This window comes from Rhizobium sp. SG741 (assembly GCF_012275435.1).
Taxonomy (GTDB): domain Bacteria; phylum Pseudomonadota; class Alphaproteobacteria; order Rhizobiales; family Rhizobiaceae; genus Rhizobium; species Rhizobium lusitanum.
The window spans coordinates 145,540-172,145 of sequence record NZ_JAAZQP010000007.1 but is presented as its reverse complement, the minus strand read 5'-3'; the positions used below and the strand labels follow the sequence as shown (position 1 = coordinate 172,145).

Here is a 26,606-nt window from a genome sequence, read left to right as displayed (position 1 = left end):
CATGCCGATCAATACCGGCAACTCATTGGGAGCCTTCTTGAAGGATCGCCGCAACCGGCTTGATCCGGCGACCTTCGGCTTTTCGGGGCGCCGACGCACCCCCGGACTGCGCAGGGAAGAGGTGGCCCAACGCGCCAACATAAGCCCCACCTGGTACACATGGTTGGAGCAGGGTCGCGGCGGCTCTCCCTCCTCGGACGTATTGAACCGGATCGCCACCGGGCTGATGCTGACCGAACCGGAGCGCGAACATCTTTTCATGTTGGGGCTCGGGCGGCCACCCGAGGTTCGTTACAGGACCACCGAAGGCGTCACTCCTCGGCTGCAACGCCTGCTGGACTCGCTCGACGCAAGTCCCGCCTTGATCAAGACCGCCACCTGGGATGTCGTCGCGTGGAACCGCGCCGCAGCCGTGGTCCTGACCGACTATGGCGCACTTCCCGTCGAGCAACGCAATATTCTGCGCCTGCTATTCGGCAATCCCGCCATTCGCGCTTCACAGCATGACTGGGAGAACCTAGCCCGTTTTGTGGTCGGAGCCTTCCGGGCCGATGCGGCCCGCGCCGGCGCGGTGTCGGAAGTCAGCGAGCTTGTCGATGAACTCTGCAAAGTCAGTTCGGAATTCGAAGCGTTGTGGCTTGAGAATAACGTTCACGTCCAGGGGGAAGGATTAAAGCACCTGCGCCATCCCAAACTTGGCCCTATCGAGCTGGAATATTCCGCCTTTGCCGTCGACGGCCGACCCGATCTGGGTTTGGTCATCTATACCCCGGCCGACAGATCGGTTGCCGACCGTATCCGCTCACTTGTCATGCAGCAGCTTTGACTTTGCCGAGGCCGACTATCAGGCCCCGGCTCTCTCGGCTGAATCATGAATTTCCCGGCTATCAGCTGGCGCCTCGTCCCGCTCGTTCATGCCGTAGTCGCGGACGACATGGGCGATACGCAGACGGTAGTCCGCAAAAACAGTTCCTCGACCGGCCTTCTGCGCCGCGCGATGGGCTTCGCGGTTGCGCCACTCCTTGACCGCCGCCTCGTCGCGCCAGAAGGAAAGCGACAGGATCTTGCCGCTCTGGCTGAGACTCTCGAAGCGCTCGATGGAGATGAAACCTTCGATCGTTTCGAGTTCGGCGCGCAGCTTTCCGGCTATGTCGAGATAGTGCTGACGCTCATCGGGACGGGGAACGACTTCGAAAATGACTGCGATCATGGCGATATCCTCGGCGTATGCGGCAGGGATATATTTTTCAGGAAAATACGGTCCTCCTGCAAGATGAAACGCTCGCGGCGGGAGAAATCGTGATTCGCCTGGGCCTGCGGATCGGCGGCCAGGCTTTTGCGATAGGCCTCGTAGGCGGCCAGGCTCTCGATATTGTAGACGCCGTAGGCTGTCGTCAATGAGCCCTCGTGCGGGGCGAAATAGCCGATGAGATCGGCGCCATTGCGCGGGATGATCTGGCCCCAAGCCTTGCCATATTCGGCGAAGGCCTCCTGCTTGAAGGGGTCGATCTGATAGCGGATGAAACAGGTGATCATGGCTTTCTCCTTTGCTGATACGGATGTTTTCGCACATTGAAGAACGGAGATGCTTCGGCTACGATCGAAGTATGAGAGAAGGTCCTGACATAGCGCAGATCGGCTCGTTGATCGGCGATCCGGCGCGAGCAAACATACTGACGGCCTTGATGGGCGGCCGCGCGCTGACGGCAACAGAGTTGGCGGCTGCGGCCGGCGTGACGCTGCAGACGGCAAGCGCGCATCTTTCCAAGCTCGAAGCGGGTGGTTTACTGACGCAGCGCAAGCAGGGCCGGCATCGCTATTTCGCGCTGGCGGATGATGGCGTCGGCAAGCTGCTTGAGGGGATCATGGGGTTTGCCGCCAGCCGCGGACACCTGCGCCACCGCCCCGGCCCGAAGGAGCCGGCGCTGCGCAAGGCGCGCATCTGCTACGATCATCTTGCCGGTGACTATGGCGTGCGCATGCTCGACAGTCTGATAGAAGGTGGTTCGATTTCGGCCATGGGCGAAGGCCTGAGCCTGACGGCGCAGGGCGAGGCCCACCTTGGTTCGATCGGCATAGACATATCCGGATTGCGGTCGAGCCGCCGTCCGCTCTGTCGATCCTGCCTGGACTGGAGTGAACGCCGCGCCCATCTCGCCGGCAGCCTCGGCAAGGCACTTCTTGCGAATTTCCTCGACAAGGGCTGGGCGCGGCGAACCGAAAACAGTCGCTCGATCTTCTTTACGCCGGAAGGCGAGCGCCGTTTTCTGGCGCTCTTTCCGATCGAGGCGGGCGAGCTCTCCTAGGCGTGGCCGATCAGGACGTCGGCGAAATTGCCAGCTGCAATTCGGCTGCAGAGATCTCCCCATTCGCAACCAAGGCAGGCGTGGCGAATCTCACCGCTGGCGAAATTCCGCCGCAGTTTTGCAAGCAGGGCGGCATCGGGCACCAGCATCGCGCCAATTTCGATCTCTTCTCCCAGCAGGGCCACCACGTCCGCAAGAGCGGCGGCGTCCCGCTCGATGACCGACGCCTTGAAACAGTGCGGCTCCATCTCGTCCAGAAGCGGTGCGCAGATATCGTCAGGCCCGGAAACCAGCTTGATCTCCTCCCCTTTTGTCAGACGCTCGGCAACGCGGCGATAATTGTCGGTGAAGGCCGGCGTATAGCCTTCACCGACGAAGGTCAGCATGCAGAGCAGATGGTGGGCGCGAAGCCGAACAGTCAATTCAGCTTTGCCTTGCCGCTATAGACCTGGGCGGTCTTCAATACTGCGGCCGCAAGCGCGGATTTCAGCACGGCGCCAAGGATGAATGGAGCGACGCCTAAGAGCCAGCCCTTTTCAGCGCCGATCAATGCCGCAAGCCATGCGCCACCGATCGCAAGGCACAGGATATTGGCCGAGAGATGGGCGAGGAAACTACGCACGACGCGGTCGCCGCTCCAGCCGCGCTCGGCAAGCCAGCCGACCAGCGCGCCAATGATCGGGAAGGAGACGAGATAGCCGGCCGTAGGCCCCATGAAGGGCGCCATGCCGCCTGCGCCGCCGGCCAGAACCGGAAAACCGACCATGGCTTCGCCAAGCCACGCCAGAATAGTGATCGCGCCGAGACGCCAGCCGTAGAGCGCGCCGATCATGGTGATCGCAAAGGTCTGCATGGTGATCGGCACAGGCACCATCGGCACCGAAATCTGCGACGCGAGCGCCAGCGCCAGCGTTCCGGCGAGAACGAAGGCGGCCTTGACGACCAGCGACCGTTGAGCAAGGCGCAGCGGGTCAAAGGTGGCTTCTTCGTGATGATGCAACAGGGACATGAGCTCTCCTTCTAGAAATTATAGATAATTTTTAATTCTCATCTATTTTATGTCCGAGTTTATAGATCGAGGCAAGCGGCGGATGCGTAAATTTATGCTGCTTGGGGCAGGAGTACCCGGAAAGCATGGATTTCAAAGGGAAGAAAAATGGTAGTGCCGCCTTCAGGTACGGAGCTTTAGACCAAGCCCCGTACCGCAGATCAGATAGAATGGGCCAACTCCTGCCATCGAAAGATGACTCGTGCGAGTGCTTCCGCCAAAAATTATCTATAATTTTTTCGAGCGCTCAACCGACGATCGCGAAGGCCTCGCGCGTCGAGCCTGAGGGAGTGCGCACGGGAGCGCGACCGATCCATTGGACGTGCTTCTGCAGGATGGCGGCAGCCTCGTCGGTTCGACCTTGGCGGAGCGCGGCCAGGATGGCGCGATGATCATGATCCGTGCGCTTTTCCCAGCCGGATTGCCATGCGGAAAAGAGAAAGCGGGCGCTGGCGGCATGCAGGTCGTCGATGGCGGCCAGCAGGCGCACCATGCCGCAGGGCGCCAGGATGAGACGATGGAAGCGGCGATTGGCCTCTTCCCAGGCATGGACATCGCCGGCGGCATCGCCTTCCCGCGTCGCCTCCTCGGCGGCATCCAGAATGGCAGGCGTCAGGTGCTGCGCCGCATGCTTCAAGGCGAGACCCTCGAGTGCCGCGCGCATTTCGGCGACTTCGCGGACCTCCTTGAGATCGAAGGAGGCGACGCGAACGCCGCGACGCGGCAAGTTGATCGCCAGGCCTTGCGCTTCCAGCCGCCGGAATGCCTCGCGCACCGGCACATGGCTGGTGCCGAACTCCTCGGCGATATGATCCTGCCGCAGCCGCGCATCGGGCGCGATCTCACCACGGATGATGCGGTCGGCAAGCACCCGGCTGATGCGGCTGGCAATGGTGTCGTGACGCTCCTTGGCCATGGCCGATCCTTAAAGCCGGGCTTACGGATTGTCGAGCGACATGCTGAAGTCACGAAGCCTTTTGAACTTCGCCGACCCTTTCCGTCAGCGCAGCACAGCCATGCCCGCCAATTGGTTGAGCTTTGCCGGCACATCGTGTAAAGCGCGACGGTCATTTTTCTGAGCATGTTCCGACACACTGACGGTTTTCCACCGAACATGCCGAACCCAGCCCTCATCAAAGGCAGCAATTCTCATGAGTAATGGCTTCGACCTCATCATCTTCGACTGCGACGGCGTTCTGGTCGATTCGGAAATCATCGCGGCAGACGTCGAATCCAAACTGCTGACGGATGCAGGCTATCCCATCAGTGCCGAGGAAATGGGCGAGCGCTTCGCCGGCATGACCTGGCACAACATTCTGTTCGAAGTCGAGCGCGAGGCCAGCATCCCGCTCTCCGCATCGCTGCTCGACAAATCGGAAAAACTTCTGGATCTGCGGCTCGCCAACGATGTCCAGGCGATTTCCGGCGTTCCGCTCGCGCTGTCGCGACTGCCGATGCCGCGCTGTGTCTGCTCGAACTCCAGTTCCGCGCGTCTCGACATGATGCTCACCAAGGTCGGCTACCTCACGCTGTTCGCGCCGCATATCTACTCCGCCAAGGATCTCGGCGCCGACCGTGTGAAGCCCAAGCCGGACATTTTCCTGCATGGCGCCGAGCAAATGAACGCCAGCCCGGCCAATACCATTGTCGTCGAGGATTCCGTCCACGGCGTCCAGGCGGCGCGCGCCGCCGGCATGCGCGTCATCGGCTTCACCGGCGCTTCGCATACCTATCCCTCGCATGCCGACAAGCTGACCGATGCCGGCGCGGAGACCGTGATTGCCCGTATGGCCGACCTGCCTGGCATCGTCATGGCCCTGGCCGAATGGGATGGCGTTTTGTAAGACATCGCAGGCTGCAAAGAAAAGGCCCTGCCGCGAGACAGGGCCTTTTCTTTTTCATTTCGTGCGAATGACATATGCGCCCAAACAATCGCGGCGCAGGTTGGATGCGCAGGCGACGTGCGCTTAGTGGCGCTTCTTGCGTGCCGGCTTCTCGCCCTTGTCAGGCTTCTGCGGCCCCTGGTCGAAACTGACCTGGACGATGGTAAAGCCGCCTGAACCACCGGTAACGCTGATATCGTCGTCCCTGAAGAGGAACTGGGCCGTGCTCTCGCCCGGCGGAATTTCAGCCGTGTAGTTGATGGTCTTGCTGTAAAGCGCGGTCTCGTTGTCCATGACGGCGACATGGATCGGCAGGGTCACCTTGCCGGAGCTACCCATCGGGCCGGCGACCAGACGCCCTTGCACGGCGACATGAATCCCGAGATTGGTGCCATCGGTCGTGCACTGGCGTGTCGCCTCCGCCAGCGAGGCCTGATAGGTCAACTGGTTCGGGTCATCCTTGGCGCCCTTGGCGTAAGTCCGGTAGACGGCGGCCTGGTCGGGGATGGTAACCTGCGGGCATTTGCCGGCGACATAGGCCTGACCACCAGTTACCTGCGGAGCAGCCCCGGTGGTACCCGCCTGCGGTGCGACCGTAACATCCGTTCCCGGCTGCTTGTCACTGTTGCCGCCGAGGCCAAGAGAGCTGCAACCAGTCAGCAATGCCAGAAGCGAAGCGGAAAAAAGACGACGCGAAACCCTGCCAAACACTATTATTCCACCCTCTCCATACAATTCACATTATCGGCCTGAAGCCTGTCGGACGGGCCTTTTATGACACTTGGCGATGGTCTATACCAGCGACGCAGCGAAAAATCGATTGGGTAGACACCGTTTTGGCTCACTTTTCGAGATCGACATATTGGCACAAACTGCCGCCCGCCGGCGCTGATCCCACGCGCCTTGCGCAAACGCGAAAACCACGCGGCTGATCCGACGCAAAAAGACAGGCCGCCGTCGTTTCGTTCCTCTACTCTCTCAACCGATCACTCAGGCAATTTTGCGACCGAAGGAATTCTAGACCGTGGACTATATCTCAACGCGGGGAGAAGCCCCTGCCCTTGGCTTCTGCGACGCCCTCCTGGCCGGCCTTGCCCGTGACGGCGGGCTCTACGTTCCCCGTGAATGGCCGACCCTGACGAAAAAAGAGATCCGCGCCTTCCGCGGCAAGAGTTACCAGGACGTCGCCTTCGCCGTCCTGTCGCCCTTCACCAACGGCGAAATCCCCGCCGATGTCTTCCGCGGCATGATCGACGACGCCTACGCCACCTTCCGTCATCCGGCGGTGACGCCACTGGTGCAGACCGGCCCGAACAGCTTCGTCATGGAACTGTTCCACGGCACGACGCTCGCCTTCAAGGATGTCGCCATGCAGCTGCTCGCGCGGCTGATGGACTATGCGCTGGAAAAGCGCGGGCAAAAGGCAACGATCGTCGGCGCCACATCGGGCGATACCGGCGGCGCGGCAATCGACGCCTTTGCCGGCCGCGAGCGCACCGACATCTTCATTCTATTTCCGCATGGCAAGGTCTCGCCGGTGCAGCAGCGGCAGATGACCACCTCGACCGAAGCCAATGTGCATGCTCTGGCAATCAACGGCAATTTCGACGATTGTCAGAACCTCGTCAAAGCCATGTTCAACGATGCCGGCTTCCGCGACAAGGTCAGGCTTTCCGGCGTCAACTCGATCAACTGGGCGCGAATCATGGCGCAGGTGGTCTATTATTTCACCACGGCCGTTGCGCTGGGCGGCCCGGACCGGAAAATTTCCTTCACCGTGCCGACGGGCAATTTCGGTGATATTTTCGCCGGCTACGTCGCCAAGCGGATGGGCCTGCCGATCGACCGCCTGGTCATCGCCACCAACGAGAACGACATCCTGGCGCGCACGCTGAAGACCGGCCGCTACGAGATGCGCGCCGTCAAGGCAACCACCGCGCCATCGATGGATATCCAGATCTCCTCCAACTTCGAGCGGCTGCTGTTCGAAGCGAATGGCCGTGACGCCTCGAAGGTGCGCGCCGCGATGGAAAGCCTGAAACAATCGAGCGGCTTTTCGATCAGCGAAAAGGCCTTGAAGTTCATCAAGAAGGACTTCCGCGCCGGTCGTGCCAGCGAAAAGCAGGTGGCAGAGACAATCCGCAAAACACTGGCGGAAACGGGTTACCTACTCGATCCGCACACGGCCATCGGCGTCTTCGTGGCGGAGAAAAACGAGCGGTCGACGAGCCCGATGGTGACGCTTGCCACCGCGCATCCCGCGAAATTCCCCGCCGCAGTAAAATCCGCATGTGGTATTGACCCGGCGCTTCCAACGTGGCTTGCTGGTCTGATGACCAGGGAGGAGCGTTTCGACGTTCTCGATCCGGAGCTTAAAGCCGTGGAAAGTTTTATCGGCGAGCATGCCCGGGCCGGGGAACAACAGACGCGGAAAGACAAGCGATGACAGTGGAATGCACCCGGCTTGCGTCCGGGCTGACAGTAGCAACCCAATCGATGCCACACCTCGAAAGCGTGGCACTCGGCGTTTGGATCAAGTCGGGTTCGCGTAACGAGACCGAAGCGGAACACGGGATCGCGCATCTGCTCGAGCATATGGCGTTCAAGGGTACGGCGCGGCGTTCCGCGCGGCAGATCGCCGAGGAGATCGAGAATGTCGGCGGCGAAGTCAATGCCGCTACCTCGACCGAAACGACCTCCTATTATGCACGCGTGCTGAAGGACCATGTGCCGCTCGCAGTCGATATTCTTGCCGACATCCTGACGGAGTCCGCCTTCGAAGAGGAGGAGCTGGCCCGCGAAAAGCAGGTTATCCTGCAGGAAATCAATGCGGCGAACGACACGCCCGACGACGTGGTCTTCGACAAGTTCTCCGAGGTCGCCTATCGCGGCCAGACGCTCGGCCGCGCAATTCTCGGTACGCCGGAAACCGTCGTCTCCTTTTCGCCAGAGCAGATTCGTCACTATCTGGACCGCAACTACACGACCGATCGCATGTTTGTCGTGGCGGCCGGTGCGGTCGATCACGAAAGCTTCGTGCGTCAGGTGGAAGAGCGCTTCTCCAGCCTGCCGACCAAACCCTCCACTTCGCCTGTGATCGAGCCGGCTCGCTATATCGGCGGCAACATCCGCGAAACGCGCGACCTGATGGATGCGCAGATCCTCCTGGGCTTCGAGGGGCGTGCCTACCACACGCGCGACTTCTACTGTTCGCAGATCCTTGCCAATATCCTCGGCGGGGGCATGTCCTCGCGTCTCTTCCAGGAGGTGCGCGAATTCCGGGGTCTCTGCTATTCGGTCTACGCATTTCACTGGGGCTTCTCCGATACCGGCATCTTCGGAATCCACGCCGCCACCGGCGGCGAGAACCTGCCGGAGCTGCTGCCCGTCATCGTGAAAGAGCTCCATAAGTCCTCACACGACATCCAGCAGCAGGAAATCGAGCGTGCCCGCGCCCAGATCCGCGCGCAGCTGTTGATGGGCCAGGAAAGTCCTGCTGCCCGTGCCGGCCAGGTCGCCCGGCAGATGATGCTTTATGGCCGCCCGATCCCCAACCAGGAGATGCTGGAGCGCCTGGAGGGCATCACCATCGACCGGCTGACGGATCTTGCCGGCCGCCTGTTCTTCGATACAGTACCGACGCTTTCGGCGATCGGGCCGCTGGAACAGCTTGCACCGATGGAAGACATCGTCATGTCGCTGTCGTCGCCGGCGCCCGCCTCCAGAAGCGCGAGCGGCTAAGGCCACGCCGCGGGCCGATGGGTTCAATTCTCGGGGGAGTGCTTGGCGGCATGCAAAAATCTGTCTTTCGGTTTCTCTCACGTCATCCGGACGCGGTTGAACTCGAAAACGACCAATATTTGCTGCGCCTGCCGCGTTACTCCGATTTCAATCAATGGCACAGGCTGAGAGCCGAAAGCCGCCGCTTCCTGGAGCCTTGGGAGCCGACCTGGCGGCATGACGAGCTGACCGAAGGCGCCTACCGGGCGCGCATCATCAGGGGCAAGCAGGAATATAGTTCCGGCCAGGCCATACCGCTATTCATTTTCCTTAGGGAAAACATGACGTTGGTCGGAGGCATAACGATCGGATACATTCGCCGCGGTGCTGCGCAGAGCTGCATGATCGGATACTGGATGGGCGAGCGCTATTCCGGTCAGGGCCATATGTTCGCCGCACTTCAGTTGGTTATACCCTATATCTTTTCCGGACTTGAGTTGCACCGTATTGAAGCAGCCTGTATTCCGGATAACGAGCGTAGCATGCGGCTTTTGGAAAAGGCCGGTTTCCAGCGAGAAGGTCATTTGCGCGGGTATCTAAAAATCAACGGTCAGTGGCGCGACCATGTCATGTTTTCAAGGTTGGCAGCGGATGCCGACCCGAACCGAAAATACGACCAGCGATGACCACCGGATTGATGCCAGCAATGCCGACCGCCAAGCGGCTCTGCGCGCTGCTCGCAACGCTCGCGGCCACCATGCTGCTCCTGTTTGCCGGCATGGCGCACGCAGCCGAGCCCGTGAAGATTTCCCGCGACGACACAGCCCTCGACCTGACGGCAACAACGGAGATCTATACCAACCAGGGCGAGGCCTTTCAGGTCTCAACGGCCGCCGGCGCCGACGGCATCCGGCGCCGGATTGAGGTACGATCCTCCTCACCGAACCATCAGGGCGACTGGGCCGTTTTCGCGCTCGCCAATGTTTCCGAAGAGCAGCTGGAACGCGTCATCGTCGCCCCACATTTCCGCCTGGTGAATTCGAAGGTCTTCTGGCCGGACCTCGGCTCGCAGCGCATCGTCGCGATCACGCCGAGCGAAGGCTTTGCGCTCGACCGGCAACCGAGCGACGAGGCCGATGTGTTCCGCATCACGCTGAACCCCGGCGCCGTCGTCACCTTCGTTGCCGAACTCTCGTCTCCGAACCTGCCGCAGCTCTATCTCTGGGAACCCAACGCCTACAAGGATACGGTCAACGCCTTCACGCTCTATCGTGGCATCGTGCTCGGCATTGCCGGCCTGCTGGCAGTGTTCCTGACCATTCTCTTTGTCGTCAAGGGCACCTCGATGCTGCCGGCAACGGCAGCGCTCGCCTGGGCGGTGCTCGGCTATATCTGTGTGGATTTCGGCTTCCTCGGCAAGCTCATCATGATCACGTCAAGCGATCAGCGAATATGGCGCGCCTGTGCGGAGGTGGCGCTCGCTTCAAGCCTGGTGATCTTCCTGTTCACCTATCTCAACCTCAATCGCTGGCATGCGCACCTGGGCTACGTCACGCTCGCCTGGGTCCTTGGCCTCGCCCTACTCTTCGGCGTGGCGATCTACGATCCGTCGATCGCGGCCGGCATCGCCAGGTTGTCGCTGGCATTGACCGCGACTGCGGGCCTGCTGCTCATCATCTATCTGGGCTTCAGCCGCTATGACCGCGCCATCCTGCTGGTGCCTGCCTGGGCGCTGATCCTCGTCTGGCTGTTCGGCGCCTGGATGACGGTGACGGGCAAGCTCGACAACGACATCATCCAGCCAGCACTCGGCGGCGGCCTCGTGCTGATCGTCCTGCTGATAGGCTTCACGGTCATGCAGCATGCCTTTGCCGGCGGCGCATTCCAGCAGGGCCTGTTCTCGGATCTCGAACGGCAATCCCTAGCGCTTACCGGCTCCGGCGACACCGTCTGGGACTGGGATGTAGCACGCGACCGCGTGGTGACGACGCCCGACATCTCGACGAAGCTCGGCCTGTCGCCGGGCACCATGCATGGCGCGGCGCGCAACTGGCTGCCGCGGCTGCATCCCGACGACCGCGACCGCTTCCGCGCGACCCTGGACGTGCTTCTCGAACATCGTCGCGGCCGGCTGAACCACGAATTCCGCATCCGCGCCGAAGACGGACATTTCCACTGGCTCTCGATCCGCGCGCGGCCGGTGCTTGGATCGAACGGCGAGATCATTCGCTGCGTCGGCACCATCGTCGATATTACCGAGCAGAAGAATTCGATCGAGCGGCTGTTGCACGACGCGGTGCACGACAATCTGACAGGGCTGCCGAACCGACAGGTCTTTCTCGATCGCCTGCAGGCCGTTCTGACGCTGGCGCCGGAGGGCAACCAGCTGCGGCCGACCGTCATGGTGATCGACATCGACCGCTACAAGCTCGTCAATGACACGCTCGGCGTCGCTGCGGGCGACAATATTCTCATCGCGCTGACGAGACGCCTTCGCCGCCTGCTGAAGCCTCAGGACACGCTCGCGCGCCTCTCCGGCGACCAGTTCGGCTTGATCCTCGTTTCCGAGCGCGATCCGGCCAAGGTGGCCGACTTTGCCGACGCGATCAGCAAGGCGATCATGGTGCCGATCAACTTCGCCAATCGCGAGATCATCCTGACGGCATCGGTCGGGCTGACGTCCTGGGTCGACCAGCAGGAAAATGCGCCCGGCATGCTCAGCGACGCCGAGCTTGCCATGTACCGCGCCAAGCGCGCCGGCGGCAATCGCGTCGAGCCCTTCCAGCCCGCCTTCCGCAGCTTCGGCACTGACCGTCTGCAGCTCGAAACAGACCTGCGCCGCGCCGTCGAACGCAAGGAACTCTCGCTGGTCTATCAACCGATCGTGCGGCTTGAAGACGCCGAGGTGGCCGGCTTCGAGGCGCTGATGCGCTGGGAACATCCGAAGCGCGGCAATATTCCACCAACGGAATTCATCCCCATCGCCGAGGCCTCGGACATTATCGGTCCGCTCGGCATGTTCGCGCTGGAGCAGGCGACCAACGATCTGATGGCTTGGCAGCGACAGACCGGCGACCTGCCGCTCTTCGTATCCATCAATCTCTCCAGCGTGCAGCTGCTCAACAACGAGCTCTACGACGATATCCGTGCCCTGCTCGCCAAGACCCATTGCGATCCGAGCCGCATCAAGCTCGAGCTGACGGAATCGCAGGTGATGGAGAACCCGGAGCAGGCGCGGCTCGTGCTCGACAAGCTGCGCGAAGCCGGCATCGGCCTGGCGCTCGACGATTTCGGCACCGGCTATTCCTCGCTCGCCTACCTTACCCGCTTCCCCTTCGACATGATCAAGCTCGACAAGGCGATGGTCCGCGACGAGAGCGACAAGAAGGCCATCCTTCTGCGTTCCGTCATTTCCATGGCGCGCGAACTCAACATGCGCGTCGTCGCCGAGGGAATCGAATCCGAAGAGGATGCGCTGGAGCTCGCCAAGATCGGCTGCACCTACGGTCAGAGCTTCATCTTCGGGCCGCCGATGGGCACGGATTCCGTGATCAGGCTGTTGAAGGAACGCTTTCCTCTGACGAAGCGTGCATAGACCTTCCCCTCCCCGGCAGGGGTGACGGATCAGGCGTCGTTGATTAGGGTGCGGACATAGTCCAGCTTCGCCACCACCGGCGGCGACAGGATGAAGGGATAGGAGTCCGGCTGCCCCATGCTGCGCTGAATGGCGTTGATCGCGACGCTCAAGGGGATCCAGGCGCTGACGAGCTGGTCGGCGCTTTCGGCTCTATAGGGATTGAAATCCACCTCCGCCGCCATCTCGTGATAACCAAAGGGGTCGACCGCCAAACCGAAGGAGCGCGCGGTTTCCAGCGTATCGACGATGTGCAGGTAATGCGCAAAGCATTCCGCAAAATCTTCCCAGGGATGGGCGCTGGCATAGGCACTGATGAAGTTTTCCTGCCAGTTCGGCGGCGGGCCATTGTCATAGTGAGACTGGAGCGCCATGCCGTAATCCGCTCTCTCGTCTCCGAAGACGGTGCGGAAAGCATCGAACCGGCCGCGGTCGCGCACGAGCTTGTTCCAGATGAAGTGGCCGGTCTCGTGGCGGAAATGGCCGAGCAGCGTGCGGTATGGCTCGTTCATGGAGGTGCGCGCCTGTTCGCGCGTCACGTCGTCAGCTTCGGCGGCGCGAATGGCGATCAGCCCCTCTTCATGGCCGGTCCTGGCGGGCACGACATTGCTGCCCTGCACCTCATCTTCGAGGAAGTCGAACACCAGCCCGCCCACAGGATCCTGTTGTCGATCAGGATGCGGCAGGTTCCAGCGCAACAACGAATAGAACAGATGCCGCTCGGCCTGACCGATACGCCGCCAGCGGTCTATGCCCTGTTGGGTATCCGTGTTGGGCACCAGGCGGTTGTGGCGACAGGCTGTGCAGAATGGCTGCGGGTCGTCCGCATCGACAAGCCAATTGCAGATATCGAGTTCGGCGTTGGCGCAGAAACGGACGTGGCTCGATGGCTCGGCGACCAGATGCCAATTCGCCCCTTCCTCGGCCTCCAGCGCATATATGGCCAGACGATCCGGGACGAACCCGAGCTGATGACCGCAGCGGACACACTGCCTGTTGTCGAAATGCACCGGCTGGCCGCAATGGTCGCAAGTGAAAAGCCGCATGGAAACCCTCTTCGAAATAACGTCCCATCGACACGAAAGAGCCCGTCGCGTCTCCGAGACAGGCTCTACTTAGCGGGCCGCTTCTGCGGCATTATCTCAGATTGCACAGCGACCTGAAATTGGCGAGCAGCCGGATTACATCCGATCCACTGCACCCTTGACTTTATCCTTGGCCTTGCCGACGGCGCCCTGCACCTTGCCCTTGGCTTCCTGGGCCGCGCCTTTTGCGCGCAGTTCCTTGTCGTTCGTGGCCTTGCCGGCCATCTGCTTGGCCTTGCCGGCCACTTCGTTGACCTTGCCGGATACCTTGTCGGTCGTGCTACCCATGTCTAACACCTCCATAATTGGCACAGCGTTATTGCCGTTGCCCTGCCATGAAAACGTCACGGGCGTTACTTCGTTCCAATATAATGCAGTTCGGCTCAGCCATGCCCCGCATGCGGCGACAGCATTGCGGGGTTGATACCCATCAAAGCCAAGGCGCGCTCGTACTTGTCGTCGAGGCTTCGGTCGAAGATCAATTCCTCTTCGGCGGGGCAGTTCAGCCAGCCGTTATTGCCGATCTCGGCCTCCAATTGGCCGGCGCCCCAGCCGGCGTAACCGAGCAGCATGGTGGCGCGTTTGGGGCCGCTTCCCTTGGAGATGGCCCGCACGATATCCAGCGTCGCCGTCAGGCTGATGTCGTCGCTGACCGGAATACTGCTGTCGCTGATATAGTCGTCGGAATGCAGGACGAAGCCGCGGCCGCTTTCGACCGGTCCCCCGGTCTGGATGGGGAAATCGCGCGCGACGGGCGGGAGAACGATGGCGTCGTCGTCCTTGATCATATCGAGATGCAAAAGGACATCCGTGAAGGTCAGCTTCTGGCCGCGGTTGATGACGAAGCCCATGGCCCCGGCATCGGAATGAGCGCAAATATAAATAACCGTCCGGTTGAAGTTCCGGTCCTCCATGCCCGGCATGGCGATCAGGAACTGGCCGTCGAGAAAACCTCTTTCGCGTCTATTCTTCAGCGTCGATAGGGACATTGTGCCTCCTGACCGCAGTCCATAACTGCACCGCTAAAAAAGAAGATGGGGCAATGTCATAAATCAATCAACTGAAAATGATCATTTCTTTTTTAAGCCGCGCTGGCTCCGGGCCAGCCAATCCGCTAAATCCTGCTCTCATGATTGGAACAGTTGCCCTTCCCCGTCTGCCAACGCTTCTTGCCGAAACGCTTGCCGCAATCCTGTGCATCGGTACCGCCGCTTCCGCTGCAACGAGTGATTGGGTGGACAATCAGGGCGGCCGCATGCGCCTGGTTGCGCTGGCACCGGATGCCGAAGGGAATATCCGCGCCGCGCTGCAGATCGAACCACAGCCCGGCTGGATCACCTATTGGCGCGAACCGGGCCAGAGCGGCATCCCGCCACAGGTAACGCTGGCCCCCAATAGCGGAATAAAGCTGGAGAAGACCGGCTATCCGATCCCGAAAAGGATCACGGTCGGCGCCATACAGGAAATCGGCTATGACGCGCCGGTGACATTGCCGCTCGATTTCACCATCGAGGGCAAGACGCCGGCAAAACTGGAATTGACCGCCTTCATCGGTCTCTGCAAGGAGATCTGCATTCCATTCCAGGCTGAGTATTCGCTGGCGCTACCGACGAGCGAACAGCCGACGGCGCACGAACTGGCACTGCTGGACGCAGCCAAGGCCTCCCTGCCGCAGGCTCCATCCTCTGATTTCGCCCTTGAGAGCCACAGCCTTTCCGCGGATGCGAAAAACCTTTCGCTGCACCTCACCCTGCCTGACGCGACCGGAGAAAAACCGGCGATCTATGTCACCGGGCCGACGGGCTACGTGTTTTTCCAGCAGGCGAATGCGAAGCGGGAAGGCACCGCCTACTCGGCGGATATCGCAATCGCCAAGCTGCCGAAGAATTACGATATCAAGGGCAAGACCTGGGGTGTCCTCGTCGTCGACGGCGATCGCGCCATGGAAACCACGCTTGCGTTCGAATAGCTCCGATCTATAGTTCGCCCAACAATCCCTATCCAATCGGCGGCCGTTCAAACGCCCCCGAGATCGCGCCCCAAGGAGAGAGCCATGACCATTGCAATCGGCGATAAACTGCCTGCCGCCACTTTCAAGGAAAAGACCGCCGACGGCCCGGTCGAGATCAGCACCGAGCAGCTTTTTGCCGGCAAGCGCGTCGTGCTTTTCGCCGTTCCGGGCGCGTTTACGCCCACCTGCTCGCTCAACCATCTGCCTGGCTATCTCGAAAACCGGGACGCCATTCTCGCCAAGGGCGTCGATGATATCGCCGTCATCTCGGTCAACGACTGGCATGTGATGGGCGCCTGGGCGCAATCATCCGGCGGCATGGGCAAGATCCACTTCCTCGCCGACTGGGACGGCTCCTTCGCCAAGGCGCTCGGCCTCGAAGTCGACCTCTCCGCCGGTGGCCTCGGCATCCGCTCCAAGCGCTATTCCATGCTGGTGGAAGACGGCGTGGTGAAGTCGCTGAACATCGAGGAAAGCCCCGGCCAGGCCACGGTTTCGGGTGCTGCCGCGATGATCGAGCAGCTTTGAGATTTCGACGGATTGAGGGGGCTGGTCGTATGACTGCCGCTCCAGACTGAACCGGGAATACTTGGGTATGCCCAAGTGTTCCCATTTCTATGCCCTATGTCTGCTTGTCACCCGGATATAATAGCCATCCGGATCTATGATACGAAAATCGCGTAGACCCCATGGTTGCAGGACAAGCTCGGATACCGGGTGACCACGCGTTCTGGTGGTTTCATAGAAGCCCTCTATGTCCGCAACGTTCAATACGATTTCGACGCCGAGGCCGAGCCGCTCTCCATCGGTGGCTCGAAGGGGATGATCGTGTCCGAGGGCCTCCCGCTTGTTGACAGAAATGGCCGCCTCGCCATTCGTGAGCATCGTATAGTCCGCGCTTGCCTGACCAATCACCTGGAAATTCAGCACCCGGCGATAGAATTCTATCGATGCCTGAACGTCGGTAACAAATAGCTCCAGCCGCAATTTCAAGACAGCCTCCTCTTCCAGCCCTGTCCAGCATTCTCCAGATCTCAATATCGCGGCAAGATAACTTTGTAGCAATCGCTATGGCGATTGGGAGCCAACGGCATTGGCTGACAGATATTCCAATATCGTTCGTAGCAATCGGCAGGTAATCCAGCCCACGCCTCTTTTTCGCCATATTCTCCCGGCTACAACACGTAATGTTATTACATAAATGAAAGCCCCCACATGCCTTTCGACCACAACCCCTTCGCGTCCTCCCTGATGGGGCGTTCCGCTCTTGTGCGCCTTGCTTATGTCGCGGTCGGCATAGCGGTACTCTGGGCGGCCATCGGCTGGGCGGTGGCCTTGGCATGAGCGATCTGATCCGTCTCGACAATCTTACCGTCACCTACGAGCGTCATCCCGCCGTGCACCACATTTCCGGCGCCTTCCGGACCGGTAGCCTCACGGCGATCGCCGGGCCGAATGGTGCGGGTAAATCGACGCTCTTGAAAGCCATCGTCGGTGAACTCAGGCCGGCGGGAGGGTCGATCGATCGCGGGGCGCTGACGCGCAACGATTTCGGCTATCTGCCGCAGGCCGCCGATATCAACCGCCGCTTTCCGATCTCGGTCGCCGATACGATCATGCTCGGTGCCTGGAAGAATGCCGGCGCATTCGGCCGCTTCTCGCGCCAGGATGCGGAGCGGGCGCGCGATGCGCTTTCGGTCGTCGGGCTTTCCGGTTTCGAGAACAGACATATCGGCTCGCTCTCGGCCGGCCAATTCCAGCGCGTGCTCTTCGCGAGACTGCTGCTGCAGGACGCGCGCGTCATCCTGCTGGACGAACCTTTTACCGCCATCGACCAGCGCACGACGCGCGATCTGCTCGACCTCGTTCTGCGATGGAACAACGAAGGGCGCACCGTCATCGCCGTTCTGCATGATTTCGATCAGGTGCGCGCTCACTTTCCCGAGACGATGCTGATTGCCCGCGAGCTTGTGGGATGGGGCGACACGCAGGACGTGATGAGCCCCGCCAACCTCATCAGGGCGCGGGCCATGGCCGAGCACTGGGACGACGAGGCCGAAGCCTGCTTGCCGGACGATGAGCTTGCTGAAGGTGGTCTCGCAAAGCGGGAGCCGGCCGAATGACCGCCTACGATATCTTCCTCGCGCCCTTCGCGGATTATGGCTTCATGCGGCGCGCGCTCATCGCCTGCCTCTGCCTCGGCCTCGGCTCCGGCCCGATCGGCGTTTTCCTGATGCTCAGGCGCATGAGCCTGATGGGCGATGCCATGAGCCATGCGGTGCTGCCCGGTGCTGCCATCGGCTATCTCATCGCCGGTTCGCTGTCGCTGACGGCCATGGGGCTCGGGGGGCTGGTGGCCGGCCTGTCGGTGGCGCTGCTCTCCGGCCTCGTCAGCCGCATGACGGTGCTGCAGGAGGATGCGAGCTTTGCCAGCTTCTATCTGACGTCGCTGGCGCTCGGCGTGCTCATCGTGTCGCTGCGCGGGTCGAATATCGACCTGCTGCATGTGCTCTTCGGCACGATCCTCGCGATCGACGCCCCTGCCCTCTACCAGATCGGCACGATCACGACCGTGACGCTGCTGGCCCTTGCCGTCATCTACCGGCCGCTGGTCATGGAATGCTTCGATCCGGGCTTCCTGCGCGCCGTCGGCGGGCGTGGGCCGGTCTATCATTTCCTGTTCCTGCTGCTCGTCGTGCTCAATCTTGTCGCCAGCTTCCAGGCGCTCGGCACGCTGATGGCCGTGGGGCTGATGATGCTGCCGGCGGCGATCGCGCAGCTCTGGTCGCGCAGCCTGCCCGCGATGATGGTGATCGCGACGGGGACGGCGGCGGCTTCCGGCTATATTGGCCTCATCGCCTCCTACCATCTCGAATTTGCCTCGGGCCCGACCATCATCATCACGGCAAGCCTGATCTACGGCCTCTCCATCCTCTTCGCACCTTCGGGCCTTGCCCGGCGGTTCTTTCCCCGTCCCCATCTCCGGGGCTAATCCGAACAAGGAGACTCGCATGAACAAACAGAAACTGCTCCTCTCAACCGCTGCAGTGGCCTTCGTCGCCTTTGGCGTCGCCCGCCCCGCCGCCGCCGAGACGCTGGATGTCGTCGCTTCCTTCACCGTGCTCGCCGATGTCGTCAAGCAGGTCGGCGGCGACCATGTGAAGGTGTCGAGCCTCGTCGGCCCGAACGGCGACCCCCATGAATTCGAGCCGTCGCCGGCCGACGCCAAGAGGCTCAACGCCGCCAAAGTCACCTTCGTCAGCGGCGAGGGCCTGGAAGGCTGGATGGACCGGCTGATCAGCGCATCGGGCTACAAGGGAACGCCCGTCGTCGCCTCCGATGGCATCAACACCCGCACCATGGTCGATGACGGCAAGACGGTCACCGATCCGCATGTGTGGAACAGCCCGGTCAACGTGAAAATCTGGGTCGCCAATATCGAAAAGGCGCTCTCCGCGGCCGATCCCGCCGACGCTGCCGATTTCAAGGCCAATGCCGAGCGCTACACCAAGGTGCTCACCGAACTCGACGCCTATGCCCACAGCAAGTTCGACAAGATCGCTGACGATCGCCGCAAGGTGCTGACCAGCCACGACGCCTTCGGCTATTTCGGCCGCGAATACAATGTCAGCTTCCTGTCGCCGCTCGGCGTCTCGACGGAAACCGAAGCCTCTGCCGCCGATGTCGCCAAGCTGATCGAGCAGATCAAGACGGAGCATGTGAAGACCTATTTCTTCGAAAACTCCAACGATCCGCGTCTGGTCAAGCAGGTTGCCAAAGCCACCGGCGCCGAGCCGGGCGGCGAGCTCTATGTCGAATCCCTTTCCAAGGCCAACGGCCCGGCTTCGACTTACGAGAAAATGTTCCGTTATAACGTTGACCAGTTGGCCGCCGCGATGGCGAAGTCGAGCTGAGCCGCCGACTGAACGAACACTGAGCAAACCGGGTCGCAGGTATGTTTCGCCTGCGGCCCGTTCTGCTTAAAGCCCGTTGTGCTTAAAGATTGAGATCGAAGACCAGCAGCCCGGCCAGGCCGCCATCGGTCGAAGAGACGATCCGCTCGCCGACGGCGACATGCTGCGGATGCACCAGATAGGCATCCCGCGCCTCGGCGCTCTCGAACGTTACGGCAAAACCATCGACAAAGCCGCCATGCAGCCCTTCCGGCGAGACATTCGGCCCGTATTTGACATCGACAATGCCGGGAATGACCTGCTGCAAAGCGGCCACGGATTCGAAAAGAGCTTTCTTCTCATCCTGTGTCATGGCGGATTTAAGCCGCAGGAAAACGCAATGCAGGATCATGGATACAGCCTCCCTGAGTGTTGAGGGCAGCATAGAGGGAAAGGGGGATGGGGCAAGATGGGGTTGGGTGATGTTTGTGCTTTTTGGTGGTGACTGGCTCAATGTTCTCAGTGGACCAGAAGCGGACTTTGAAGGCCTGGCAAAGTCGGTCCTCTTCCCCTACCCCAAAGGCTGATTGGATCTGTCCGTATTTTTGATGGACGATCCGCCCGAGAACCATTGTTAAAACTGCGATCCTCACCGTCATCTACTTTATGATTGGCCTTCCGAGTGCCATGTTTCAGCGCAAAAGAGCCTTGCAAGGCAAATTGATCGAAGGCTTTCAATCGGTTCTGAGGATAGCATGAAGAAGCTGATGGCCGTGGCGATTCTGTTCGCTTGTCTTATCATAGGAACGCTCTATGCCACTGCAGGCGGTGACTATCCGCCGCTTCAAGACGGTGATCTGATTTTTCAGACATCGACCAGTAGCCAATCAAGCGCGATCATATTCGCCACTGGCTCCGCCTTTTCGCACATGGGCATCATCAAAAACGACAATGGCGCAATCACGGTCATCGAGGCCGCGGCGCAGGTCAAAGAAACACCCCTGAAGACCTGGATCAATCGCGGCTTGTTGAGGCGAGTGGCGATCTATCGCGACCCGCGCCTCACACCCGAAAAAGCACGGCAACTTCTGTCCTACTCCCGCACGCTCTACGGTAAACCCTACGACCTCTTTTTCTCCTTCAACAATGATGCGATTTATTGCAGCGAACTGCCCTATCTCGCCTACAAGGCTGCGGGCATCGACATTGGCAAGGCACAGAAAATATCTGAGCTAAACATCGACAACATGCTTGTCAAAAACCTGGTTCAGTCACGATGGCAGCGCGATAGCGAATGCACCGAACGCGGTTACGATTTCGATCAGTGCTATAAATACATCCTCAATCAGAGCCTCGTGACTCCAGTCAGCATCGCCAAAGATCCAAATCTCAGGATGATTTATTCGGACTACCCACTGTGATGACGCGATGCTGACGGCCGACAAAAATCGACGATCAGAGTGGCCTTAAGGGAGAAAATCTGGGCCGAGAACGAACGACACCAACCCCCTACTTCCGCTTAAACGGCTCCATCCCCTTGCGCGCCAGCTCATCCGCGCGCTCATTCTCCGGGTGCCCGGCATGACCCTTCACCCAGTGCAGCGTCACCTGATGCCGGTTGCGGGCCTCTTCCAGCGCCTGCCAAAGCTCGACGTTCTTCACTGGCTTCTTGTCGGCGGTCTTCCAGCCGTTTTTCTTCCAGCCGAAAATCCATTTGGAGATGCCGTCCATCACATATTTGGAATCGGTGTGAAGATCGACCTCGCAGGGGCTCTTCAGCGCGTTGAGCGCCGAGATCGCCGCCAGCAGCTCCATGCGGTTGTTGGTGGTCTCGGCCTCGCCGCCGAAAAGTTCCTTTTCGACGTCGCCGTAGCGCAGCACCGCGCCCCAGCCGCCGGGACCGGGATTGCCGGAGCAGGCGCCGTCCGTGAAGATATCGACATGCTTCATGCCTTCAGCCCGTATTCGGCTGCGGAGGCGATCTGGCGGTGGAAGCGCAGCTTGCGCAGATATTCGATCGGGTCCTTCTTGGTGACCATGGCGCCGGCCGGCGTCGTCAGCCAGTCGTAAAGGCGGGTCAGGAAGAAGCGCAGCGCCGAGCCGCGCGCGAGCGTCGGCAGGGCGGCGATTTCGGCTGAATTCAGCGGGCGCACGCTCTGATAGCCGTCGAGCAGCGCCATCCCCTTGGTGACATTGTAGGCGTGGTCCTTCTCGAAGCACCAGGCGTTGAGGCAGATCGAGACATCGTAGGCGAGCTGATCGTTGCAGGCGAAATAGAAGTCGATCAGTCCGGAAAGCGTGTCGCCCAGGAAGAAGACATTGTCCGGGAAAAGGTCGGCGTGGATGACGCCTTCAGGCAGGTCCTTGGGCCAATGGTGCTCAAGGAAATCGAGCTCGCTACGGATCTCGTTCTGCAGGCCGGACTCGACCTCATCGGCGCGCGCCTCGGACTTTTCCCAGAGCCCCTGCCATCCCTCGAGCGACAGCGCATTCGGGCGGCGGATCTCGAAGCCCTCGCCGGCAACATGCATGGCGGCCAGCGCCTTGCCGACCTCGCGGCAATGATGCGCCTCGGGCTTCCTCAGCCACATGCCTTCGAGGAAGGAGATCAGGGCGGCCGGGCGGCCGGAGAGATGGCCGAGCAGCTCGCCATCGCGGCGGGGCAACGGCAGCGGGCAGGACAGGCCGCGGCTTGCCAGATGCTGCATCAGCCCCAGGAAAAACGGCAGGTCGCCCTTATCGACACGCTTCTCATAGAGCGTCAGGATCAGCGGATCGCGCGTCGTGTGCAGCAGGAAGTTCGAATTCTCGACTCCCTCGGCGATGCCCTTGTAGGAGAGCAGTTCGCCTACATCATACTCCGTCAGGAACCACTTCAAATCGTCTTCGGTAATATCGGTATAAACAGCCACGAAACAGTCCTGAATTTGGGCGCTTTGGGATCGGTTATTCGCCGTTGACGAAGGCCATGTCGGCGGTCGTCAGCTCGATGCTGCGCAGCTCGCGATTGACGAGGAAATTCTCGGTTTCCTTCACCGTCTCGGCAAGCTCCACGACGGCATTGTAGCGGGCGCGGAACGCTTCGATGATCTCGTTGACGATGACCTCTGGCGCAGATGCACCAGCCGAAAGGCCGACAGTGCTGATGTCGCCGATGTTGTCCCAGTCGATCTCCGAAGCGCGCTGGACGAGCACAGATTTCGTCGCCCCTGCTCGCAGCGCCACTTCGACGAGGCGCTTGGAATTGGAGGAGTTCGGCGCGCCGACGACGATGAAGAGATCGCAGCCGGGGGCTGCCTCCTTCACCACTTCCTGGCGGTTTGTCGTGGCATAGCAGATCGAATCGGCTGATGGGGCGGTGAGATTGGGAAAGCGCTCCTGCAGCCGCGCGATGACGCCGGCGGTGTCATCGACCGAAAGCGTCGTCTGGGTCACGAAGCCGAGATTATCGGGATCGGCGGGCTCGTAGACGTCGGCATCCTCGACGGTCTCGATCAGCGACACCGCGCCTTCGGGAAGCTGGCCCATGGTGCCGATCACTTCCGGATGACCGGCATGGCCGATGAGGACGACATGGCGGCCGAGGCGATTGTGGCGCATGGCCTGCTTGTGGACCTTGGAAACCAGCGGACAGGTGGCGTCGAGATAGAAGAGATTGCGCGCATCGGCATCGGCCGGCACGGATTTCGGCACGCCATGCGCGGAGAACACGACCGGCTGGGCGCGATGCTCGGCCGGGATCTCGTCCAGCTCCTCGACGAAGATGGCGCCCTTGGCTTCCAGCCCCTCGACGACATAGCGATTATGCACGATCTCGTGGCGGACATAGACCGGCGCACCATAGGCCTTCAGCGCCAGCACGACGATCTGGATGGCGCGATCGACGCCGGCGCAAAAGCCGCGCGGCCCGCAAAGCCGGATGGTCAGGTCAGGTTTGGAAACGGCTATGTTCATGTCTCTTCCGAAATCCGCGACAGTGGCAGAGCTATAGATAGGTGCGCCCTGCCGCCTGCTCCATTTAGTCCGCATGATCTTGTCCAAAAACCGCTGCGCACTTTTGGGATCATGCTCTAGCCGAATATTCCATCGAAATGAAGCTATTCTATTGTGATGGCGCGTCCGGATGGTGTTTGCGCCACCAGGAAATCGCGACGATGGCAGCCAGCGCCACCGCCAGGCCATACCAGGTCACCGCATATTGCAGGTGGCTGTTCGGCAGATCGATGATGGTTACGCCGCCGATAGGCAAGCCCTGAGGATTGGGCGTCTTGTCGGCATCGATGAAGAAGGGCAGCACCTTGTCCTTGGGCAGCCCGACACTGGATGCCATCGCATCCAGGTCCCTCCAGAAGAATATGTTCTTGACCGGATCGTTGTCCGGCATGCCCGAGGGCCGGTCGACGAGCTTGGCGCGCGCAAGGCCGGTGACGGTCTGCTCGCCGGTCAGCTGCCCCTGCTTGCGCATTTCCGGCTCTTTGGCCTCGGACGGCACGAAACCCCGGTTGACGAAGATGAAGCGGCCATCGTCAAGCTGCAAAGGCGTATAGATGTGAAAGCCCGGCTCCTCTGCATAGGTGGCGAGGAAGTCCCGTTCCTTGTTGTTGAGATAGTGACCGGTGGTAGTCACCACGCGATATTCTATGTCGCCGCCGGAAGCGGCCATCGCCTCGATCGCCGACAGCGGCACGGCAGGCACATCCTTGCGCGCGGCAATGTCGGCCAGAAGGCCTTCCTTCCAGTGCAGCCGCTGGACCTGCCAGGTGCCCAAACCAACCAGGATGACAAGGACGGCGAGCAGGATCAGCGCCTTGCCGATTTGCCACAGAGGATTGGCGCGGCGGACTGATACAGCGGACTCAGTCACGACTGATCTGCCCTTCGCTGGCCTTGTTGCGATATTGCAGCGCGATCAGAATGCCCTTGCACCAGCGCAGGGACAGCAGCGACAGAATGATGGTGAGCGGCGCAAACAGCACGATATAGACCCACACCGGCGGCGCATAATTGATCTGCATCCACAGGACCAGGCCGATGACGATGAAGCCGACGATCAGGATGACGAAAACCGCCGGCCCATCGCCGGCATCGGCAAACGTATAGTCGAGATTGCAGGCGGAACAACGCGGCTTTATCGACAATAATCCATCGAAGAGCTTGCCATGGCCGCAGCGCGGGCAACATCCCTGGATGCCGACCTTGAACGGATCGACGGGGGCAAAGAGGGTGCTGTCATCACGGGGTGCCCCGTCGGGGCCTTTGTCTTGCTCTGAGGTCAAAGTTCTGTCTCGATCGGCCTGTCATTGCGGACGAGCATTCCGATCCCGCCCCCTGTCACCATCAGTAGCGGCGATGGGTGCGTCCGTCCAATCGAAAAGCTCTGACATCGTCGCATTCGAGCCGGAATATATGCAAAAGGGACCTATTTCATGGAACATGGCGACGGTGGCTCAGCGGGCCGCATCATCATCCTGAACGGTGCGCCGAGGTCGGGAAAATCCAGCATCGTCGAGGCCATCCAGGCCGGATTCGACGGCGTGTGGGTCAATCTCGGCGTCGACGCCTATATCAGGCACATCACGCCGGCGCGCTACCGTCCCGGCATCGGCCTGCGCCCCGGCGGCGAGCGGCCCGATCTCGAACCGCTCATTCCGCGCTTTTATGCCGCACTGTATGCGTCGATCGCCGCTCACAGCCGCATGGGCTTGAATGTCGTCGCCGAGTTCGGCCATCACGACGCCTATTCACGCCCGCTCGGCATTCTGTCGGGTTGCGCCAGGCAATTGGCCGGGTTGCCGGTTCTATTCGTCGGCGTGCGCTGTTCGCTCGACGTGGTGATGCAGCGGCGGCTGGCGGAAAGCCCGGAGAGGCAAGGAATCTACGTTCCGATCGGCCCTGATATGGCCGTTCCCGCGCCGGTGCTTGCCTGGCAGGAAGTGGTGCATCGGCCCGGCATCTACGATCTGGAGGTCGATACCTCGGCAAAAAGCCCACGGACATGCGCAGATGAGATCAAGCAGGCTCTGGATCGCGGCATTCCGAGCCCCTCGGCATTCGAGCGGCTTGCGGCGGGGGGCTGAAGCCGCCCAAACAGAAAGGCGGGCACCTGGTGCCCGCCTTCCATTTCATTGCAAGGGGATATTGGCGATCAGCCGGCCGCGACCGGCGCACCCCAGCTGCCCCAGATGTAGATGCAGAAGAACAGGAACAGCCAGACGACGTCGACGAAGTGCCAGTACCAGGCGGCCGCCTCGAAGCCGAAATGCTGCTTCGCGGTGAAATCGCCCCTGATGGCGCGGCCGAGGCACACCAGCAGGAAGATCGTGCCGATCAACACGTGAAAGCCGTGGAAGCCGGTCGCCATGAAGAAGGTCGCGCCATAGATCGAGTTCTTGAACTCGAAGGGTGCGTGCGCATATTCGTAGGCCTGCACGCAGGAGAACAGCGCGCCGAGAAGGACTGTCAGCGTCAGCCCCTGGATCATGCTCTTGCGGTCGCCATGCAGCAGCGCATGGTGCGCCCAGGTGACCGTCGTGCCCGACAGCAGCAGGATGATGGTGTTGTAGATCGGCAGGTGCCAGGGATCGAGCACCTCGACACCCTTCGGTGGGAACTGGCCGCCGAGGAAAGCCGTACGCGAAGCCTGGATCGCCTCGTTCGGGAACAGGCTGACGTCGAAATAGGCCCAGAACCAGGCGACGAAGAACATCACCTCGGAGGCGATGAACATGATCATGCCGTAGCGCAGGTGCAGCGAGACGACGCGTGTATGCGCGCCTTCATGCGCCTCCTTGATCGTGTCCGACCACCAGCCGTACATGACGTAGAGAATGACAGCCAGGCCAATGAAAAACAGCCAGGGCTGCGCAAAGTTGATCCCGAACAGATGCAGCGCGCCGCCATTGAGGTAGCGCATGAAGCCGACGCCGCCGAAGGTGATCACGAAGGCCCCGATGGCCGCGATGAACGGCCATGGGCTGGGATCGATAATATGATAATCGTGTTTCTTCTGATGCGCTTCGGCCATGT

The 26,606-nt window shown here is 60.9% G+C and carries 32 protein-coding genes; 15 read left to right on the top strand and 17 right to left on the bottom strand.

Annotated elements, in window-relative coordinates:
• The first annotated feature begins 1 nt into the window (after nt 1).
• Nucleotides 2-826: a helix-turn-helix transcriptional regulator gene (locus FHT29_RS19270; RefSeq protein ID WP_047560605.1), complete on the top strand. Its 825-nt coding sequence runs from the start codon at nt 2-4 to the stop codon at nt 824-826.
• 18 nt (nt 827-844) lie between these two features.
• Here the strand turns inward: FHT29_RS19270 and FHT29_RS19265 are convergent, their stop codons facing one another.
• Both FHT29_RS19265 and FHT29_RS19260 read right to left on the bottom strand, forming a co-directional pair.
• The gene (locus FHT29_RS19265; RefSeq protein WP_168600039.1) at nt 845-1,210 is read right to left on the bottom strand and encodes an antibiotic biosynthesis monooxygenase; all 366 of its coding nucleotides are present in this window, start codon (nt 1,208-1,210) and stop codon (nt 845-847) included.
• Nucleotides 1,207-1,536, bottom strand: a complete 330-nt coding sequence (locus FHT29_RS19260) for an NIPSNAP family protein (RefSeq protein WP_037193482.1) — start codon at nt 1,534-1,536, stop codon at nt 1,207-1,209. Before FHT29_RS19260 ends, FHT29_RS19265 begins: the two co-directional genes overlap by 4 nt.
• Nucleotides 1,537-1,607: 71 nt before the next feature.
• On the opposite strand from FHT29_RS19260, the gene FHT29_RS19255 reads away from it, so the two are divergent.
• A complete protein-coding gene (locus tag FHT29_RS19255; RefSeq protein ID WP_168600038.1) occupies nt 1,608-2,306 on the top strand; it encodes a helix-turn-helix transcriptional regulator in 699 nt (232 codons plus the stop codon).
• On the opposite strand, the gene FHT29_RS19250 is transcribed toward FHT29_RS19255, so the two are convergent.
• From FHT29_RS19250 to FHT29_RS19240, 3 genes are all read right to left on the bottom strand, one after another.
• On the bottom strand, nt 2,303-2,728 hold the full coding sequence (locus FHT29_RS19250) for a DUF1284 domain-containing protein (protein WP_168600037.1): 426 nt from the start codon (nt 2,726-2,728) through the stop codon (nt 2,303-2,305). The two genes, FHT29_RS19255 and FHT29_RS19250, sit on opposite strands and share 4 nt — an antisense overlap.
• Entirely contained in the window at nt 2,725-3,315 is a 591-nt protein-coding gene (locus tag FHT29_RS19245) for a biotin transporter BioY (protein WP_168600036.1), read from the bottom strand. The genes FHT29_RS19250 and FHT29_RS19245 overlap by 4 nt, the downstream gene beginning before the upstream one ends.
• A 286-nt stretch (nt 3,316-3,601) precedes the next feature.
• Nucleotides 3,602-4,270: a GntR family transcriptional regulator gene (locus tag FHT29_RS19240; RefSeq protein WP_168597051.1), complete on the bottom strand. Its 669-nt coding sequence runs from the start codon at nt 4,268-4,270 to the stop codon at nt 3,602-3,604.
• A gap of 235 nt (nt 4,271-4,505) precedes the next feature.
• Between FHT29_RS19240 and FHT29_RS19235 the strand changes: the two genes are divergently transcribed.
• A complete protein-coding gene (locus tag FHT29_RS19235) occupies nt 4,506-5,198 on the top strand; it encodes an HAD family hydrolase (protein WP_168600035.1) in 693 nt (230 codons plus the stop codon).
• Between the two features lie 123 nt (nt 5,199-5,321).
• Here FHT29_RS19235 and FHT29_RS19230 read toward each other — a convergent pair whose 3' ends face one another.
• A complete protein-coding gene (locus FHT29_RS19230) occupies nt 5,322-5,948 on the bottom strand; it encodes a hypothetical protein (protein WP_037193468.1) in 627 nt (208 codons plus the stop codon).
• 313 nt (nt 5,949-6,261) lie between these two features.
• Between FHT29_RS19230 and thrC the strand changes: the two genes are divergently transcribed.
• From thrC to FHT29_RS19210, 4 genes are read left to right on the top strand one after another with little or no spacing between them, the layout of a single operon-like run.
• Nucleotides 6,262-7,683, top strand: coding sequence for a threonine synthase (gene thrC / locus FHT29_RS19225; protein WP_047560623.1), 1,422 nt, complete (start codon nt 6,262-6,264; stop codon nt 7,681-7,683).
• On the top strand, nt 7,680-8,978 hold the full coding sequence (locus FHT29_RS19220) for a pitrilysin family protein (protein WP_037193460.1): 1,299 nt from the start codon (nt 7,680-7,682) through the stop codon (nt 8,976-8,978). The genes thrC and FHT29_RS19220 overlap by 4 nt, the downstream gene beginning before the upstream one ends.
• A 50-nt stretch (nt 8,979-9,028) precedes the next feature.
• Nucleotides 9,029-9,643 (top strand): GNAT family N-acetyltransferase, encoded by a 615-nt coding sequence (locus FHT29_RS19215; RefSeq protein WP_034508238.1) that lies wholly within the window; start codon nt 9,029-9,031, stop codon nt 9,641-9,643.
• Nucleotides 9,640-12,552, top strand: coding sequence for a sensor domain-containing phosphodiesterase (locus FHT29_RS19210; protein ID WP_047560630.1), 2,913 nt, complete (start codon nt 9,640-9,642; stop codon nt 12,550-12,552). Before FHT29_RS19215 ends, FHT29_RS19210 begins: the two co-directional genes overlap by 4 nt.
• A 29-nt stretch (nt 12,553-12,581) precedes the next feature.
• Here FHT29_RS19210 and FHT29_RS19205 read toward each other — a convergent pair whose 3' ends face one another.
• From FHT29_RS19205 to FHT29_RS19195, 3 genes are all read right to left on the bottom strand, one after another.
• Nucleotides 12,582-13,637, bottom strand: a complete 1,056-nt coding sequence (locus FHT29_RS19205; RefSeq protein WP_168600034.1) for a putative zinc-binding metallopeptidase — start codon at nt 13,635-13,637, stop codon at nt 12,582-12,584.
• A gap of 135 nt (nt 13,638-13,772) precedes the next feature.
• Entirely contained in the window at nt 13,773-13,964 is a 192-nt protein-coding gene (locus FHT29_RS19200) for a CsbD family protein (protein ID WP_037193442.1), read from the bottom strand.
• A 95-nt stretch (nt 13,965-14,059) separates the two neighbouring features.
• Nucleotides 14,060-14,665, bottom strand: coding sequence for a YqgE/AlgH family protein (locus FHT29_RS19195; protein ID WP_037193441.1), 606 nt, complete (start codon nt 14,663-14,665; stop codon nt 14,060-14,062).
• Nucleotides 14,666-14,805: 140 nt separating this feature from the next.
• Here FHT29_RS19195 and FHT29_RS19190 point away from each other — a divergent pair, with 140 nt between their 5' ends.
• Together FHT29_RS19190 and FHT29_RS19185 are read left to right on the top strand one after the other, a co-directional pair.
• Nucleotides 14,806-15,645, top strand: coding sequence for a protein-disulfide reductase DsbD domain-containing protein (locus FHT29_RS19190; protein ID WP_210255494.1), 840 nt, complete (start codon nt 14,806-14,808; stop codon nt 15,643-15,645).
• An 84-nt stretch (nt 15,646-15,729) separates the two neighbouring features.
• The gene (locus FHT29_RS19185; RefSeq protein ID WP_037193438.1) at nt 15,730-16,215 is read left to right on the top strand and encodes a peroxiredoxin; all 486 of its coding nucleotides are present in this window, start codon (nt 15,730-15,732) and stop codon (nt 16,213-16,215) included.
• Between the two features lie 87 nt (nt 16,216-16,302).
• Here the strand turns inward: FHT29_RS19185 and FHT29_RS19180 are convergent, their stop codons facing one another.
• Nucleotides 16,303-16,680, bottom strand: coding sequence for a VOC family protein (locus FHT29_RS19180; RefSeq protein ID WP_047560637.1), 378 nt, complete (start codon nt 16,678-16,680; stop codon nt 16,303-16,305).
• Between the two features lie 222 nt (nt 16,681-16,902).
• Between FHT29_RS19180 and FHT29_RS34960 the strand changes: the two genes are divergently transcribed.
• The 4 genes from FHT29_RS34960 to FHT29_RS19165 are packed head-to-tail and all read left to right on the top strand — an operon-like array spanning nt 16,903 to nt 19,601.
• A complete protein-coding gene (locus tag FHT29_RS34960; protein WP_280518117.1) occupies nt 16,903-17,031 on the top strand; it encodes a hypothetical protein in 129 nt (42 codons plus the stop codon).
• The gene (locus tag FHT29_RS19175; RefSeq protein ID WP_168600032.1) at nt 17,028-17,810 is read left to right on the top strand and encodes an ABC transporter ATP-binding protein; all 783 of its coding nucleotides are present in this window, start codon (nt 17,028-17,030) and stop codon (nt 17,808-17,810) included. The genes FHT29_RS34960 and FHT29_RS19175 overlap by 4 nt, the downstream gene beginning before the upstream one ends.
• The gene (locus FHT29_RS19170) at nt 17,807-18,679 is read left to right on the top strand and encodes a metal ABC transporter permease (protein ID WP_168600031.1); all 873 of its coding nucleotides are present in this window, start codon (nt 17,807-17,809) and stop codon (nt 18,677-18,679) included. The genes FHT29_RS19175 and FHT29_RS19170 overlap by 4 nt, the downstream gene beginning before the upstream one ends.
• A 19-nt stretch (nt 18,680-18,698) precedes the next feature.
• Nucleotides 18,699-19,601: a zinc ABC transporter substrate-binding protein gene (locus FHT29_RS19165; protein WP_168600030.1), complete on the top strand. Its 903-nt coding sequence runs from the start codon at nt 18,699-18,701 to the stop codon at nt 19,599-19,601.
• Nucleotides 19,602-19,683: 82 nt separating this feature from the next.
• Here FHT29_RS19165 and FHT29_RS19160 read toward each other — a convergent pair whose 3' ends face one another.
• Nucleotides 19,684-19,992: a Dabb family protein gene (locus FHT29_RS19160; RefSeq protein WP_113119269.1), complete on the bottom strand. Its 309-nt coding sequence runs from the start codon at nt 19,990-19,992 to the stop codon at nt 19,684-19,686.
• Between the two features lie 343 nt (nt 19,993-20,335).
• Here FHT29_RS19160 and FHT29_RS19155 point away from each other — a divergent pair, with 343 nt between their 5' ends.
• Nucleotides 20,336-21,001, top strand: coding sequence for a YiiX/YebB-like N1pC/P60 family cysteine hydrolase (locus FHT29_RS19155; protein WP_168600029.1), 666 nt, complete (start codon nt 20,336-20,338; stop codon nt 20,999-21,001).
• 88 nt (nt 21,002-21,089) lie between these two features.
• Here FHT29_RS19155 and rnhA read toward each other — a convergent pair whose 3' ends face one another.
• From rnhA to FHT29_RS19130, 5 genes are all read right to left on the bottom strand, one after another.
• Nucleotides 21,090-21,530, bottom strand: a complete 441-nt coding sequence (gene rnhA, locus FHT29_RS19150; RefSeq protein ID WP_168600028.1) for a ribonuclease HI — start codon at nt 21,528-21,530, stop codon at nt 21,090-21,092.
• A complete protein-coding gene (locus FHT29_RS19145; protein WP_037198617.1) occupies nt 21,527-22,492 on the bottom strand; it encodes a homoserine kinase in 966 nt (321 codons plus the stop codon). Before FHT29_RS19145 ends, rnhA begins: the two co-directional genes overlap by 4 nt.
• A gap of 34 nt (nt 22,493-22,526) precedes the next feature.
• Nucleotides 22,527-23,534, bottom strand: coding sequence for a 4-hydroxy-3-methylbut-2-enyl diphosphate reductase (gene ispH / locus FHT29_RS19140; protein ID WP_037198615.1), 1,008 nt, complete (start codon nt 23,532-23,534; stop codon nt 22,527-22,529).
• Nucleotides 23,535-23,682: 148 nt separating this feature from the next.
• Nucleotides 23,683-24,444 (bottom strand): SURF1 family protein, encoded by a 762-nt coding sequence (locus FHT29_RS19135; RefSeq protein WP_168600027.1) that lies wholly within the window; start codon nt 24,442-24,444, stop codon nt 23,683-23,685.
• A complete protein-coding gene (locus FHT29_RS19130; RefSeq protein WP_047560663.1) occupies nt 24,437-24,856 on the bottom strand; it encodes a DUF983 domain-containing protein in 420 nt (139 codons plus the stop codon). The genes FHT29_RS19135 and FHT29_RS19130 overlap by 8 nt, the downstream gene beginning before the upstream one ends.
• A gap of 150 nt (nt 24,857-25,006) precedes the next feature.
• Here FHT29_RS19130 and FHT29_RS19125 point away from each other — a divergent pair, with 150 nt between their 5' ends.
• Nucleotides 25,007-25,657, top strand: coding sequence for a chloramphenicol phosphotransferase (locus tag FHT29_RS19125; RefSeq protein ID WP_168600026.1), 651 nt, complete (start codon nt 25,007-25,009; stop codon nt 25,655-25,657).
• A 68-nt stretch (nt 25,658-25,725) separates the two neighbouring features.
• Here the strand turns inward: FHT29_RS19125 and FHT29_RS19120 are convergent, their stop codons facing one another.
• A complete protein-coding gene (locus tag FHT29_RS19120; protein WP_168600025.1) occupies nt 25,726-26,604 on the bottom strand; it encodes a cytochrome c oxidase subunit 3 in 879 nt (292 codons plus the stop codon).
• Between the last annotated feature and the right edge of the window lie 2 nt (nt 26,605-26,606).